The sequence below is a fragment of the Evansella halocellulosilytica genome (assembly GCF_002335745.1).
GTDB lineage: Bacteria > Bacillota > Bacilli > Bacillales > Salisediminibacteriaceae > Bacillus_CA > Bacillus_CA halocellulosilytica.
Window position 1 is genome coordinate 918,004 of the sequence record NZ_NIST01000001.1, and the last position, 14,946, is coordinate 932,949.

The 14,946-nt window shown below is 32.6% G+C and carries 18 protein-coding genes and 2 pseudogenes; all 20 read left to right on the top strand.

Going from position 1 to position 14,946, the window contains the following annotated elements:
• The first annotated feature begins 205 nt into the window (after positions 1–205).
• The 20 genes and pseudogenes from CD001_RS04260 (at position 206) to CD001_RS04350 (ending at position 14,926) form a co-directional block, all read left to right on the top strand.
• Complete coding sequence (locus CD001_RS04260; RefSeq protein ID WP_096186333.1) at positions 206–1,282, top strand: cyclic GMP-AMP synthase DncV-like nucleotidyltransferase; 1,077 nt, start codon at positions 206–208, stop codon at positions 1,280–1,282.
• Positions 1,283–1,284: 2 nt separating this feature from the next.
• The gene (locus CD001_RS04265) at positions 1,285–2,994 is read left to right on the top strand and encodes a ThiF family adenylyltransferase (protein ID WP_096186334.1); all 1,710 of its coding nucleotides are present in this window, start codon (positions 1,285–1,287) and stop codon (positions 2,992–2,994) included.
• A complete protein-coding gene (locus CD001_RS04270; protein WP_179298596.1) occupies positions 2,981–3,478 on the top strand; it encodes a Mov34/MPN/PAD-1 family protein in 498 nt (165 codons plus the stop codon). The genes CD001_RS04265 and CD001_RS04270 overlap by 14 nt, the downstream gene beginning before the upstream one ends.
• Entirely contained in the window at positions 3,456–4,403 is a 948-nt protein-coding gene (locus CD001_RS04275; protein WP_096186336.1) for an SAVED domain-containing protein, read from the top strand. Before CD001_RS04270 ends, CD001_RS04275 begins: the two co-directional genes overlap by 23 nt.
• A 309-nt stretch (positions 4,404–4,712) precedes the next feature.
• Positions 4,713–5,078: a hypothetical protein gene (locus CD001_RS04280; protein ID WP_096186337.1), complete on the top strand. Its 366-nt coding sequence runs from the start codon at positions 4,713–4,715 to the stop codon at positions 5,076–5,078.
• Positions 5,079–5,191: 113 nt separating this feature from the next.
• Positions 5,192–5,557: a hypothetical protein gene (locus CD001_RS04285; protein WP_096186338.1), complete on the top strand. Its 366-nt coding sequence runs from the start codon at positions 5,192–5,194 to the stop codon at positions 5,555–5,557.
• Positions 5,558–5,817: 260 nt separating this feature from the next.
• On the top strand, positions 5,818–6,402 hold the full coding sequence (locus CD001_RS04290) for a hypothetical protein (RefSeq protein ID WP_096186339.1): 585 nt from the start codon (positions 5,818–5,820) through the stop codon (positions 6,400–6,402).
• Positions 6,403–6,813: 411 nt separating this feature from the next.
• Positions 6,814–8,061: pseudogene (locus CD001_RS26775) on the top strand (HsdM family class I SAM-dependent methyltransferase); the annotation flags it as partial.
• A gap of 432 nt (positions 8,062–8,493) precedes the next feature.
• Positions 8,494–9,468: pseudogene (locus CD001_RS26780) on the top strand (MBL fold metallo-hydrolase); the annotation flags it as partial.
• Between the two features lie 42 nt (positions 9,469–9,510).
• Positions 9,511–10,287 (top strand): sulfite exporter TauE/SafE family protein, encoded by a 777-nt coding sequence (locus tag CD001_RS04300; RefSeq protein WP_096186341.1) that lies wholly within the window; start codon positions 9,511–9,513, stop codon positions 10,285–10,287.
• Between the two features lie 295 nt (positions 10,288–10,582).
• Positions 10,583–11,149, top strand: a complete 567-nt coding sequence (locus tag CD001_RS04305; protein ID WP_096190483.1) for a class I SAM-dependent methyltransferase — start codon at positions 10,583–10,585, stop codon at positions 11,147–11,149.
• A 12-nt stretch (positions 11,150–11,161) separates the two neighbouring features.
• Positions 11,162–11,551: a DUF302 domain-containing protein gene (locus CD001_RS04310; protein WP_096186342.1), complete on the top strand. Its 390-nt coding sequence runs from the start codon at positions 11,162–11,164 to the stop codon at positions 11,549–11,551.
• 127 nt (positions 11,552–11,678) lie between these two features.
• Positions 11,679–12,062, top strand: a complete 384-nt coding sequence (locus tag CD001_RS04315) for a rhodanese-like domain-containing protein (RefSeq protein ID WP_096186343.1) — start codon at positions 11,679–11,681, stop codon at positions 12,060–12,062.
• A gap of 159 nt (positions 12,063–12,221) precedes the next feature.
• Positions 12,222–12,482 carry a metal-sensitive transcriptional regulator gene (locus CD001_RS04320; RefSeq protein WP_096186344.1) on the top strand — a complete coding sequence of 87 codons (261 nt, stop codon included), beginning with the start codon at positions 12,222–12,224 and terminating at the stop codon, positions 12,480–12,482.
• A gap of 81 nt (positions 12,483–12,563) precedes the next feature.
• Positions 12,564–12,791: a sulfurtransferase TusA family protein gene (locus CD001_RS04325; RefSeq protein ID WP_096186345.1), complete on the top strand. Its 228-nt coding sequence runs from the start codon at positions 12,564–12,566 to the stop codon at positions 12,789–12,791.
• 63 nt (positions 12,792–12,854) lie between these two features.
• Positions 12,855–13,334 carry a DsrE/DsrF/DrsH-like family protein gene (locus tag CD001_RS04330; RefSeq protein ID WP_096186346.1) on the top strand — a complete coding sequence of 160 codons (480 nt, stop codon included), beginning with the start codon at positions 12,855–12,857 and terminating at the stop codon, positions 13,332–13,334.
• A gap of 26 nt (positions 13,335–13,360) precedes the next feature.
• Complete coding sequence (locus CD001_RS04335) at positions 13,361–13,729, top strand: rhodanese-like domain-containing protein (RefSeq protein ID WP_096186347.1); 369 nt, start codon at positions 13,361–13,363, stop codon at positions 13,727–13,729.
• Between the two features lie 13 nt (positions 13,730–13,742).
• The gene (locus CD001_RS04340; RefSeq protein ID WP_096186348.1) at positions 13,743–14,033 is read left to right on the top strand and encodes a rhodanese-like domain-containing protein; all 291 of its coding nucleotides are present in this window, start codon (positions 13,743–13,745) and stop codon (positions 14,031–14,033) included.
• Positions 14,034–14,091: 58 nt separating this feature from the next.
• On the top strand, positions 14,092–14,667 hold the full coding sequence (locus CD001_RS04345; RefSeq protein ID WP_096186349.1) for a sulfurtransferase TusA family protein: 576 nt from the start codon (positions 14,092–14,094) through the stop codon (positions 14,665–14,667).
• Between the two features lie 25 nt (positions 14,668–14,692).
• On the top strand, positions 14,693–14,926 hold the full coding sequence (locus tag CD001_RS04350) for a glutaredoxin family protein (RefSeq protein WP_096186350.1): 234 nt from the start codon (positions 14,693–14,695) through the stop codon (positions 14,924–14,926).
• Positions 14,927–14,946: the final 20 nt, after the last annotated feature.

The following is a 14,946-nucleotide window of genomic DNA, read 5'->3' on the forward strand; positions in this document are numbered from 1 at the left end:
TACGTTCGCATTTCTTGTACTCTATTATACAATTTATGGTACAATATAACTACAGAATTTTACATTTTTTCGAAGGAGTTTATAAATTCTTAGTCAGCCTATAACAAGTAAAATCTTTCTATTAAACATACATTTTAGATAGTTATATGATTACCAGATTTTGTCGTATAATAATAGAAAATAAAACAATTTTGGGGGTTAAAAAATGGCAGATATTCAAAAACAATTTGAAGAGTTCCATGATGCAATTAAACTAAAACGTTTTAAGGAAAATAAAGAGTTACGGGAAAAAAGAGATATCATTACAGATAAAATAAAGAATGGTGTTAAGACCAAGTTTGAAGAAAAGGAAAAAGATGCTCCTAGTCTAGAGTTCATTGACCAAGGTAGTTATGCTGTAGATCTAGGGATTGTCCCTGAAGATAAAGATTATGATATAGACGAGGGTGTAATCTTTGATCTCTATAAAGAAGATTATACAGACAGTGTCGAACTTAAAAAGATGATTAGAGATATACTTGAAAACCACACTAATACGCCACCTAAGATAAAAAACCCCTGTGTAACTATAACCTATTCATTAGATGATGAACCAGCATATCATGTCGATTTAACAGTGTATTTAAAATCAAAGTACGATAACAATTTGTATCTTGCTTGGGGCAAGGAGTTTGCTAACAAAGACAATAAATATTGGGATCTTGCTGATCCAGAAGGTCTAAACGATCATATCATAAATTCGTTTGCAGATGACGCAAAAAAACAATTTAAGAGAGTTGTTAGATACATGAAGAAGTGGAAGGATATTTGCTTCAACTCTTCAGGGAATTCGCGTCCTCCTAGTATAGGAATAACTATTGCAGCAGTCGATTTATTTTCTTATAAGCAATCTTATAACTCCTTATCAGGAAAATTTAAAGATGATGATTTGGGTGCTCTAAAAGATTTTGTAAGTAAATTAAAGAATAGATTTATATTAAAGTGGGATACCGATTTGGAGAAAAGTTTTTATACTATTGAATACAATTTACCTGTACAACCATATAGTAATGTTTTCTCTAAGATGTCAAATAACCAAATGGATTCTTTTTATCAAAAACTAAATGAATTAGAAAATGCATTGACTGAAGCAGAAGGAAAAAGTGACCCACATGAAGCATGTAAAGTTCTGAGTCCAAAATATTTTGGCGACAAATTCCCAATACCTGAATCAAAAGAGGCAAGATATAAACAAGTTGCTTTATCTAGTGCGCCTTCTTCCAACTCTGCTATAGGGTATTAATAATGAACATTGATGTTCAAGAGTTACTACAAGAAAAAGAATATTTGGAGAAGGTTATAGCAGTTGAACCATATCATTATGAACTTTTTTTTGAATTGAGAAATGGTTATCAAATTCCACTAACGATAACTTTTAGTCCATTGTTTCCAACACAATTACCAATTGTTCATATTAATGAAAAGTACCATAATATTCCTGACATCCCACACGTTATGAGTAGTGGACTTGTTTGCTTTTTGGATAAAGAGGGTGTCATATGGAGCGATGTTCCGGAAAGAACACTTGATTTTGTTTTTGATAGAGTTGAACGGGTATTAATATCAAATTCGCCGCAAATAGAATATCATAGAGAATTTAGTTATTATTTTGGAACCTTAGAAAAGACAGAACCTGTTTTTTCAGTATACACTCCTGAAGATGAACCAAAGGAAATTTCTGTTTTGGCAATGGGAGGTAAACCGTTTGCCTTTCTAACAGACGATGCGGAGTCTAGGTCTTTATTAGGTAAGTTATTAAATGCGAATATCAATTCTCGTAATCTGGTAAAAGCAAATTATATTCCATTAGACTATACCTACAAGGGCAAGGTTCCCCAATTTGATCGATTTTGGAGTAATGAAGAAATAACAAATATTATTAGAAATCATATATCTGACGATACATTATTGAAGATAGCAAAGTTTTCAATGAATAAAAAAAGGTACTTTTATTTGCTAAGAATTCCATTATTGACAGGAGACCAAACAATTATTGGGTTATGGTACGAAAAGGTAAATCATTCTCTTTCAAAAAAAGTAATTCCGCTTATAGATGAGAGCATTAGTGATGATTTTAAAGTAACACCTTTGTTTGTCTTTAGAAATGATGATACCACATTAATAGAAAGAGGCGGTGGGGTAAGGAAGCCTCTTAACGCTTTATTAGTAGGCTGTGGATCTGTGGGTAGTGATTTATTATTTATGTTAGCACGGTCTGGAATAAAACATTTTACCTTGATAGACGATGATAAAATGAAAATCGAAAACTCATATCGACATTTTCTCGGTATGAATAAATCTATTGAGAGTAAACCAAAAGTTAAACTTTTAAAAGAAGAATTTGAAAACAGGTACCCTAATGTACACATTCAAACAATTGAAAATGAAGTACTAGATACAATTGAAAATGGAGAAATAGAACTAAATGATTTTGATTTGATATTAGTAGCAATTGGCGATCCAAATATAGAAAGAAGACTAAATAAACTTATTTTAAAGTCATCAACTCCTGCAATTTTCACTTGGGTCGAAGCATATGGAATAGGTGGACATGCACTTGTAGTTAACAACGGAGGAAAAGGCTGTTATGAATGTTTAATAGATACTGAATTAAGGTTGTATTCATCTTTTGCTGGTAAGAGTGATGTACCATTTATCAAAAATATGAATGGTTGTGCAGGTTCTTTTACACCTTACGGAAGTATTGATTCTATGGAAACAGCATTGCTTGCTTCGAGGTTAGTTTTTAGATTTTTAGAGAATGATATTAAAGGAAATCCTCTTGTTTCATGGAAGGGTTCCTCAAAATTATTTGAAGAGAGTGGTTTTATGACTTCGGAGCGATATAAGCAATCAAGAGATATTTTGAATCAGGATGACTATGAATATATTAATACTAGTTGTAAAGTCTGCTCGAAACTTAAGGATGAGGCTTATAAAGATGATAAGCGCTGAATATGAAAATGTTGCAATCGAAATCGAACAACAAGTTATTCAAGTAATTAAAGGAATGCGACAAGAAGGCCCGACTGATAAGGAATCAGGAGGAATGTTAATAGGTTCGATTTTAACAAACAGTAACGATATTATAATTAAAGACTACACTTTTCCTCAAAAAGGGGACTACCAATCAAGGTATAGGTTTATACGAAGGGAAAAGAGTCATAACGCCTTATTGCAACAGAAGTGGGAGGAAAGCAATAAAACTGTAATGTATATGGGGGAATGGCATACTCATCCTGAAATAGACCCTCACTATTCACGTCAGGATCTTAGAAATTGGAAAAAATTATTAAGCAAGTCAAAAACATTTTCTGATTATTTAGTGTTTATTATTGGTGGTATAAACACTTATAAGGTTTGGGTCGGCAGCCGTGAAAATGGAGACATAGTATTAGTATATAAAGGAGCATATAATGAAAGTAATAAATTCAATTAAAGAGTTATTTACACTTATACAAAATGACCCTATCACTTCGATAATAATGCTACTTATATTAATTTTTTCTAGTATAATCTTGTACAAAAAATGGGGTTGGCTACAAATCGCATATAACTGGGTTATTAATCATGTTTTGTGCTTTATGAAAAGGGAATTCATTATGTTGGCTACGTTTACGAAGAAAGAGGCCAACTTTACTAGTGTAAAGAGAGAGTATCAAGAACAGGGATGTTTATATATAACACATAACTTTCTAAAAAAGTTTAAAGTAGATGGAAGCATTAATGATGCAGAACTTCAGAAAATACTAAAAGAGAAAAAATCCAAAATGAAGACAGCAATAAAGCGTAGTAAAAACTCTAACTCACTTATATACCTAGGGTTTCCCCATGTACCACTTGCTTTTTTAGACGGATATCACTTTAAGAGCACGGATGACGCAATTCTTTACGAATATCAAGGAGAGGACTTTGAGTGTCTTGGAAAGGGATTTTATGAACTAAAAAGAAAGTATAACACTGATATGAAAATAGTTAGTAATTATAATTCACAAATTAAGTATGACAATGAGGTTGCACTAAAAATAGAACAATCATTTTCAATAATAGATGAAGGTATAAAAAATGTATCTGGTACCTCACAAGTGATATCATTAGGTCTAGAAAATCCTGACCGCTGGAATATTACTAATTATGCTCAAATTGATTTATATCAAAAAAAGTTTTTAGAATTGCTATCAAAATTAAAAGAGAATGGTGTTAATAAGGTTCATTTATTTGCTACAACACCTGTGTCACTAGGTTTTAGTTTAGGTAGAATAATAGAGCATTATCACCCTGAAATAATAGTGTATAACTACAATAACAATGCATATGACTGGGCAATTAATTTAAGAACAGAAGAGATTATAACTTTTGATTAGAATATATTGAAAAAAAGAAGAATAATAGGGATCCTATCATTCTTCTTTTTTTACATTAATATGCATAGCCAATCGGGATTGAGATAGCAGATTTTAAAATCGAGTATAGTTATTATTACTTTTACCGTAGGGATATCACCTAAAAATCAGGGGTAAACAGCCACTGGAAATCAACATTAGGCATGAAATAGTTACCTTAACCATTAAGTTCTATTCTTGAATTTCCGCCCCAAAAAATCAAGGTTTTTACTTCATTATCTTGAAGAGTCGTCATGTATAAATTTTCATAAGATAATGGAGGAGATACACTTGCAGCAAACAAATCACTCAAGAAAACTAATGGAGAATGAAATTGTTGAATTCCATCACGAAGATTATCAATTTATTATTACACGCTTTAAAAAAATCAACTGGAAGCAGTACAAGGGGATCGCTCAATATCAGTACTTTTTATTTGTGTTCGACAAAAGGCTAGCAAAGGTTAATAAAGAGAATTCTTTACCCGAAGTTTTCAATACAGAGATTAGAGACAATGTTTTTGAAACCTTTGAAAATCTTAAGCAAAATATAGATACTATTTTGAGCGAGTATATTCTAGTTGATGATGCGATTTTCGAGTGTTTAAAACTGGTTGAAAAATTGAATCCTATTTATTTGGAAAAAGACAAGGAGTGAAATCCTTGTCTTTTTAATTACTTGAATTTCCAAATATGTCGATAAAATTTTTGTTGAAAATGCAGTAATCATCGCTTCAATAAAGAAGTAAACGGTAAAGGGAGGTGGAAATATTGCTTAAATTAAGTGTAGAAGAATTAATCGAAATTAATGATTTTTATAATGGTGCAACTAGGGTAACGATAACCTATGCAACAGGCAATACGGTTCTATTAGAACTTTATGATGGTCGAGATATAGAAGAATTCATTCTTAGTAAGAGGGATTTGATAATGATCCTTAGAAACTTTTATGTTGAGGATATTTGTGACATTGTTCATTCGGGTGTTAACGGGATTATTGATGTTAAAGTGGACAAATCAACCGAACATTACCCAGTGCAGATTTCTGTAGAAGATGGACATAAATATTACTGCAATTTGGAAGAACTTAATTATATAAAGGAGATAATTGACTACCAAAAGAGAAAAGAATGTTAAGTAAATAAGAATTTTTTCGTAGATAGGCTGAACGAACAAATGACAGAACCAGATTAAGTTTAACAAGCGTATAGTTGTTTAACAGTTAGTAAATAAAAAGGTGAAATCAATAATCCGGTTTTAAATAATTTAGTCATATAAGAAAACGTCTTGACAATTGCCATATTATAGTCGTTATTTTATTTAAAACAAGTACATATAATGATTCCCTATGTTAAAATAGGAAAAAAGATGGATTTTATTTTCGTGGAGGTTTTCTTATGGATATAGTGGCTAATCAGGAGCAATTTTTAGACGATATCACTTTATTTAAACAAGATTTAATTAATATTGTAAAACAAACAAATATTGAAAAATATAGAGAAGAATTTAAGGGGCGCTATAGTCAAGAAAGGTTTAAGGAATTTTTTAATGAAAAAGCCGCTTTACATATAGTGTTTAAGTATTTCTTGATTCGTATGGTCGAAGAATCAATGGGGAGGGTAAAAGAAAAACTTAATAAACAGGGTTTAACGAAGTGGCATGAAATCAGTAAAAACTATAGAAAAGATTACGATTTATTATACGAAATTGCTGTGAATGATGTCAAAAGAGAAAAGGATTTGGGAGCGATATTTGAGGAGACAATTTATGATAGGGAAGTATTTAGTAGTAATGGTAGAAACATACTCACAAAATACATACCAAAATTAGCGAAGTATGATTTTAGTACTTTAGATGAAAGTACAACATTAACAGTTATTGACAAATTATATAATGTCGATAAAAGAAAAGATTTGAGTGGTTTTTTTCTGCCTTCTCCTATTATTAAATTTTTATTAAGTCAAGTTGGGTTAGAGGAATAGAGGTGTTTAGAAATGATAAATAAGGATCAGTTAATCAATGATTTAAAAACTTTACATAACGAAATTGTGTTTATCTATGAAAAAATATTTGAATATAAATACAGTAACGAAAATGAATTTAAAATTATGATAAATGAAGAATATGTCAGTAATAATATATCAAAGGATGGAGATAAAAAGTCGTGGAATAAACAATTTTTTCATAGGTCTGCTTATACGTTATTAAATAAGATATTATTTATACGAATTTGCGAAGATAAAGGATTCATGTTAAACGAAGAAGATAAAGTGATGGGAGAGAAGGTTAACCCAAATATAGGACAAAAATTGTCTATGCTTGGTTTGCAAAAATGGTCAAACCTTGTTTCGAATTATACCTTGTCGGAACTTGTTAAATTTGCTTTTAAAGATATGAATAGGTCTTATAATAATATTCAGTTATACAAAGAGGATAAGTATGATTGGTTAATTCCAAAAAGTCACGAGTTAGAACATTATTTCCTAAACCATAAGAAATATGAAGAATTACCTTATGATCTATTTGAAAAAGTGCTAAAGAAAATTATTGAAACCTTAGATACCTCTAGATACGATTTTGGTAAATCATCGGATAATGTTTTAGGTGATGTTTATGAGAAATTTATGGATAGAGAGACTAGGAAAGGTCTTGGTCAATTTTATACGCCTGATTATATTATCGAATATATATTGAATAATACGGTGTCTAAGGCAAACGTTTTGGATACCCCTTTCGTAAGCGTTTTAGATCCTTCATGTGGGTCGGGTCACTTTTTAATAATGGCTTATGATATTCTTCGGAAAAAGTTTGAAGAAAGTTTGGACGATCTACCAGTGAAATATAAGGATATCAAATATTATGTTAAATATGGCGTTGATACTAAAGTAGTAGTAGGCAAAGATTATTGGACAGAAAAGTACCTTCATTATCATATATTGAAACATTGTATATTTGGTTCAGATATTGACGCCTTTGCCTTACAATTGACAACTATTAATTTACTTCTTAAAGATTTAGATAACTTTATAACTGATGAACTAAATATTATTGAATGCGATAGTCTTATCATGTGGGAAGAAGATATTGAATGGCGTACATTAAAAAAGCAAATAGAACAAAGTGGTAGTATTTTAATTGAAAATACTTATACAAATATTAAAGGTGAAAATGTAGAAGAAGTAATTGGGTGGGAACGAGCAGAGGATTTAATTAAAATTTGTGAGTTCTGGGACAGGGATTACGATTATGTAGTAGGAAACCCACCGTATGGTTCTAAGATAACAATTGATCAAAAAAAATACTATATGAGGAAATATAATGATGTCCATATGAGAACACCCGATGTGTACAATTATTTTATTTCGAGGGCAACAAAAAAGAGTGGAAACTTTTTAAGTTTTATCGTCCCTGATTCGCTACTGGCACAGTATGAGTATACAAAATGTAGAACATATCTGTTAGACAATTTTAATTTAAAAACTGTAGTTTCTTTAGGCGAAAGGGTTTTTGATGATAATTCCTACCCTACGATTATTTTCCATGTGGAAAATTCAAAGGATAGAATAAGTACTCAAATGATAGATATTAGCCATTTAGAAGGCAATTCCAATAAAGAAGAGGCACTAAGAAACAAAAATTACAGTCAGTTGAATGTAGAACAAGGAAATTTCAAAAAAATCGACGGGAATAAACTGTTATTTTTAAATAATGATTTGATTGACTTAATACTGCATGTGAAAAATGGCAAGGAACCCTTGGGTGAAATTGTCGATTATTTATCGGTTGGGGTAGCAAGTGGAAACGATAAAGCATTTGTTGTAGATAATCAAGTTATTCAAAAGGAATGTATTGATAAGGAACTAATTAAACCAGTGATTGTGGGCGGTAATGTCCAACCATATTACCATACGAATAGCGGAAAATACCTTATTTATATAAATCGGTCAACTGATATGAGCGAGAAAGAAAACACGATAAAATATCTTGAAACTTTTAAAGAACAATTAAGTTCAAGAAGAGAAGCAAGAAATAACACAATACGCTGGTTTGAATTGCATTGGCCAAGAACTAAGGATCAATTTGAAAGGAAAAAAATTATAATGGAAAAAGTACCGAAAGGAGAAAAATTATATGTTATTTGTGCAAAGGGTAAATCTTCTTTAATGGCTGCAGAGAAAATCGTTCAAAAAGGATATGATAATATCTATTCGATTGAAGGTGGGATGAGGGCATGGAGTGAACATTTGGAGCCGATTAAAGTTGGAGAATTAAATAACGGTGGGGCTCTTTATCAATTTGTACGTATTGGAAAGGGGTGTCTTTCCTATCTTATTATTTCTGATGGAAAAGGTGCATTGGTTGATACTAATCGAATGACAGATACTTACGAAGAATTTCTAACGAATCATTCTATAGAACTAACACATGTTTTTGACACCCACCTTCATGCTGATCATATTTCAGGGGGAAGGCAGTTAGCAAATAAGTTAGGAGCAGCATACTATCTCCCCCCGAAGGATGCAGGGGAAGTAGTGTTTGAATTTAACCCAATCAATGATGGGGATGAAATAACAGTTGGTAACTCAAAAGTTAAGGCAGTATACTCTCCGGGGCATACAATTGGAAGTACCTCATTTATTATTGATAATGCATATTTATTGACCGGGGACATATTGTTTGTAGATTCTATTGGGCGTCCAGATTTAGCAGGTAAAGCAGAGGACTGGGTCGGTGACTTAAGAAATACCCTGTATGGTACTTATAAAGAATTAGCAGACGATTTAGTTGTTCTTCCTGCACATTATATGGGTATAAATGAAATGAACCAAGATGGAAGTATATCTGAAAGATTAGGTGTGTTATATAAAGAAAACCATGGATTAAAAATAACAGACGAAAGTGAGTTTAGGAGAGCAGTTACAGAGAATTTACCTCCACAACCAAACGCGTATGAAGAAATAAGGCAACTTAATATGGGGAATTTAAAACGTCAAGAAGAGGAACAGGGTGAAATGGAAATAGGGCCAAATCGCTGCGCAATTCGCTAGAGGGAGTTGATTCTTAAACAAAATAAATTGGAGAATAAATCAATGGATGTTCAGTTGATAATTACACTTTTTCTAATCGGGTTTACTGGTTCTTTTATATCTGGGGTGGCTGGTATTGGTGGGTCTATAATCAATTACCCAATGTTGTTATATATTCCTCCCTTAGTTGGCGTTGGTATGTTTAGTTCACATGAAGTAACAGGAATAACTGGAGTACAGGTATTGTTCGCTACCATTGGTGGTATTTTAGCCTATAGAAAAAGTGGGTATTTACATGTGTCACTAATCATTTATATGGGAGTCAGTGTACTAATAGGAAGTTTAATTGGTGGTTTTGGTTCGAGAATGATGGAAGAGCAAGCAATCAATATCATTTATGGGATTTTAGCACTCAGTGCAGTTGCTTTAATGTTTATTCCCACTAAAGGTAGAGAGGGAAAGGATGATGAAATTCCAATTAACAAGAGTTTAGCATCCTTATTGGCTTTTATTGTCGGAGTTGGAGCAGGAATAGTTGGGGCTGGTGGAGCATTTCTTCTTGTTCCAATCATGTTGGTCATTCTAAAAATACCTTCACGTGTAACAATTGCATCTTCATTAGCAATAACTTTTATTTCATCCATTGGGGCAACTATAGGGAAGGTTGCCACGGGACAGGTCTTATTTTTTCCTGCTTTAATAATGGTAATATCAAGTTTGGTTGCTGCGCCACTTGGTGCACAAGCAGGGAAAAAAGTAAATACCAAAGTCCTTAGATGGATTTTGGCATTACTAATTGGTGGTACTTCAATTAAAATTTGGACTGACATCCTATTTTAGGAAGCGTTATTACTTTCAATATATGTCTCCAAAGATGGATGATATTCTTTTTGGTAATGACCTTCCGAGCAGTATTTAATCACAGAAGCACTAAGTATGCTTGATTTTTTAGTGTTTAACGCCTTTTTGCAATTGGGGCATTTTTCAGTCAGAAAGACTTTTAGGAACTTCATTGGTTTATCACTCCATATGTTTAATCTTGTTAATACCTATTTGATTACTGTGAGTTATAGCGTAAAAAATTTTATTTTTATGTATAATCCTTTGTAATACTTCTTGGAAAGGTATGATGATATTGGCAGGACATCGGTTTAAACCTGATAAAGCAGATAAGTTATTAGATCCTAAACGTAGAGAATTGGTTTCACCTGAACAAGTCGTAAAAGAATTAAAGGTTAAAAAGGAAAATATAATTGCTGATTTAGGGGCAGGTAATGGTTTCTTTACCATTCCATTAGCAAAGGCAACTGAACAGGAAGTTTATGCTGTTGATATTGAGGAAAAAATGTTAAACCTCTTAAGGGAAAATGCTAATTCTGAAAAAATTGGCAATATCCAATGTGTAATTAGTGATCTAGAGGATATACGGTTGAATGACGACCTTGTAAATAAGGCCCTTGTCGCCTTCGTAGTACATGAAATTCCTAATTTAAAAAAGGCTCTTGGAGAATTCAAAAGGATACTAAGACCAAACGGAACTCTACTTATTCTTGAATGGGAAGCCATTGAAATGGAAATGGGACCACCATTACATGAAAGGATCTCCTCAGGTAAAATGAAAGAAATTTTAATTGAAAATGATGTTGAGCCTTCAATTATTCATTTTAGTGAAGCAGTTTATGGAGCCTTTATCAATGTATAAGGAGGAAAAGTCATGCAATTTGATTATACTGTTGAAACTAAGAATAATATCCAAACAGCCATATCTTCATTGGAGGAAACCTTAAAAGAAGAGAAGTTTGGTGTGCTATGGGAATTTGATATTAAAGGAAAGTTACAAGAAAAGGGATTAGAATTTAATCAGGATTATAAAGTCTTAGAAGTATGCAATCCACATGAAGCCCAACGAATACTTAGTGAAAATCAGATGGTTGGGTACTTTCTACCTTGTAAAATTGTTGTTTATTCTGATCAGGGTAAAACAAAAATTGGTATGCCGAGGCCTACAGCATTAGTGAGTATGGTGAATGACGATAAGATAAAGGAACTTGCCAAGGATATCGAGCACCGTTTAATTGGGTGCATTGATAAGAGTATCGTATGAAATAAATAAGAAATGAAGGAGATGTAAAACCAGTTTATATCTCCTTTTTAATTGACAATATACTATAGAGGGTATAAAATATGACTTGTTAATTGCTCCTTGTCAAATAAGGGAGAGTGTGAGTATCTTGATGAATTTTGTTTTTATATTATTAGGTATACCTATCTTGATAGGTTTATATAATAGATACATTCCTGTTCTGCGTATGTCATATCTTGAAATAAGTGATATTAGTAAGGATAGTAGTAGGATAATAATTGATATTAGGGATTATAACGTTACCTATAAACAACCAATAAAAGAAGCAATTTACATTCCAGTTGGTTATTTAAATAGATATTATGAGGATATTCCTTATCAAACGATCCACCTAATATCGTCAAATGCTCTGGAGAAAAATATTGGAACTCGTATATTACGCAAAAAAGGATTTAAAGTAGTCAGTTATTCGTTATGCGAAGAGATATGTGATAAGAGTTACAATCGTAATAACATAGAGCAGTTTTGTTAAGGTTTAGATGTTAGGTAGAAAAATAAACATTGTCTTGTTGACAATATACCTATCGGGGTATATAATGAGTTTATCGAATCACAAACCTAGTTTCTACAATGGCTAGAAACGTTGAATAAAAGGATTTTGCTTATATTATAAAGAAATGGAGGTGACACTATGGAATATGATGTTCAGACGAAGAATCGTTTAAAAAGAATTGAAGGTCAAATAAGAGGTATCTTACGGATGATGGAAGAACGCAAAGACTGCAAGGATATCATTACTCAGTTGTCTGCTAGTAGAACAGCAATTGACCGTACAATCGGAGTTTTAGTGAGTACCAATTTGATTGAGTGTGTTAGAAAAGCAGAAGAAAATGGGGAAAATAGTGATGATTTGGTAAAAGAGGCTGTTAACATGCTTGTAAAAAGCAGATAGTAAAAAGGTTGACATCCTTTTTTATTTAGAATACCATATACCTATACGGGTATATGTAATTGGATTTAAGGAGGAATATTAATGAGAGTAGAAAAAGTGTTAGACGCAAAAGGGTTAGCGTGTCCGATGCCTATTGTTAAGACAAAGAAGGCAATAAATGAAATTGAATCAGGTCAAGTGTTAGAAGTTCATACAACAGATAAAGGTGCTAAAAGTGACTTAACGGCTTGGGCAAAATCTACTGGACATGAATTACTTGATTATAGAGAAGAGAATGATGTACTTATCTTCTTGATCAAGAAAGGCTAAATTTTTTTATACAACAAAATATACCCATTTGGGTATTTTGAGTATAAACGAGGAGGAATTACAATGTCACATAAAAAGAAAACAACGATTGTTCTATTTAGTGGGGATTATGATAAAGCGATGGCAGCCTATATTATCGCCAATGGTGCAGCCGCTTATGATCATGAGGTAACCATTTTCCATACATTCTGGGGACTAAACGCACTTAGGAAAGATCAACAAGTACCTGTAAAAAAAGGATTTTTAGAAAAAATGTTTGGTAAAATGATGCCACGTGGTGCTGATAACATGGGACTTTCTAAAATGAACTTTGCGGGAATGGGTCCAAAAATGATAAAACATGTCATGAAAAAGCACAATGCTATGCCACTTCCACAACTAATTGAAATGGCACAGGAGCAAGATGTGAAGTTAATTGCATGTACTATGACAATGGATCTCCTTGGATTACAAAAGGATGAGTTAATTGATGGACTCGATTACGCAGGAGTTGCTGCTTACATTGGTGACGCAGAGGAAGGCAATATCAATCTATTTATCTAATAGACAATTAGACTTGGAGGAGTTCGATGGATTTCTTTAGTGTAGATGTCATCATTATATCTATGGTTGTTATATTCATCATTCTACGTTTTATCCCGGTTAAGGGGGTAAAACAAATTGATACAAATGAATTAAAAGAGTTATTGAAAAATAAGGATCCTCAATTCGTTGATGTGCGTACACAAGGAGAATTTAGTCGTTACCATATTCAAGGATTTAAAAATATTCCGTTACAACAACTCTCAAAGAAGGCAAATATGTTGAATAAAAACCATGAGGTTGTTGTCATTTGCCAAAGTGGAGTGAGGAGTAAAAAGGCTAGTAAAGTGTTAAAGAAGATGGGGTTTAAGAAAATAATAAATGTAAAAGGTGGAGTAAGTACTTGGAGAGGATAAGGAGGTTTTATTAATGAAAGAATATTCTACAACACAAGTTCAGGGTTTACTTAGTGAAGGTTTAAATCTAATTGATGTTCGTGAAACCCACGAAGTTGCACAAGGTATAATTCCCGGAGCAGTAAACATTCCGCTTGGATTATTGGAATTTCGTATGAATGAATTAGAAAAACCCAAAGAATATATTATTGTGTGGCGTTCTGGTGCTCGAAGTGCCCAAGCAACAGAGTTTCTTGAAAGTCACGGTTTTAATGTGATCAACATGTCTGGTGGAATGCTAACATGGGAAGGTCCAATAGAATAAATTTTTTTAAAGAAACTAATACCCTAATGGGTAAATTAAATCAGGAGGTTGTTTTAACATGGAAATGATAAAAACTGATTTTGTTTTAGATGCAAAGGGATTAGCGTGTCCAATGCCTATTGTAAAAACTAAAAAAGCAATAAATAATCTAGAGGCTGGTCAAGTACTAGAAGTTCAAGCAACGGATAAAGGTTCAAAGGCAGATATTAAAGCATGGTCAGAAAGTTCAGGTCATCAATATTTAGGGACAGTAGAAGAGGGTGATGTGTTGAAGCATTATCTTCGTAAAGAAAGTGGAGAAGAAAAGTTAGAAAAGAAACATCCACATGTCATTAGTAACGATGAATTAGATCAAAAACTTTCATCCAAAGAGGATTTGATTGTGCTAGATGTGAGGGAGCATGCTGAATACGTGTTTAGTCACATTCCGAAGGCAAAATCGATTCCACTTGGTGAATTAGAGAATCGATTAGATGAATTAAATCCTGAAACCCCAATTTATGTAGTGTGTCGAACTGGAAATCGAAGTGATCTAGCAGCACAAAAACTTACTGACAAAGGATTTAAGAAAGTAGTAAACGTTGTACCCGGTATGAGTAATTGGGAAGGTCAAACTAAAAAAGCAATAGATTAATTGTTTAAAGGGAGGAGAAGAATGAATGAAAAACAACGTTACCGTTTATACGACTTCAACTTGTCCTTACTGTGATATGATGAAGAATTTCCTGAAGGATAACAATATTCCATTTAATGAAGTGAATGTAGAGAAAAAACCTGCTGCTGCAAATAAATTAGTGGCAGCAACAGGTCAACTGGGAGTTCCACAAACGGAAGTCAACGGCAAATGGGTGTTAGGATTTGATCCAAATACTCTCATGAGTTTACTAAATTAACTTAAAAAGAATTAGGAGGA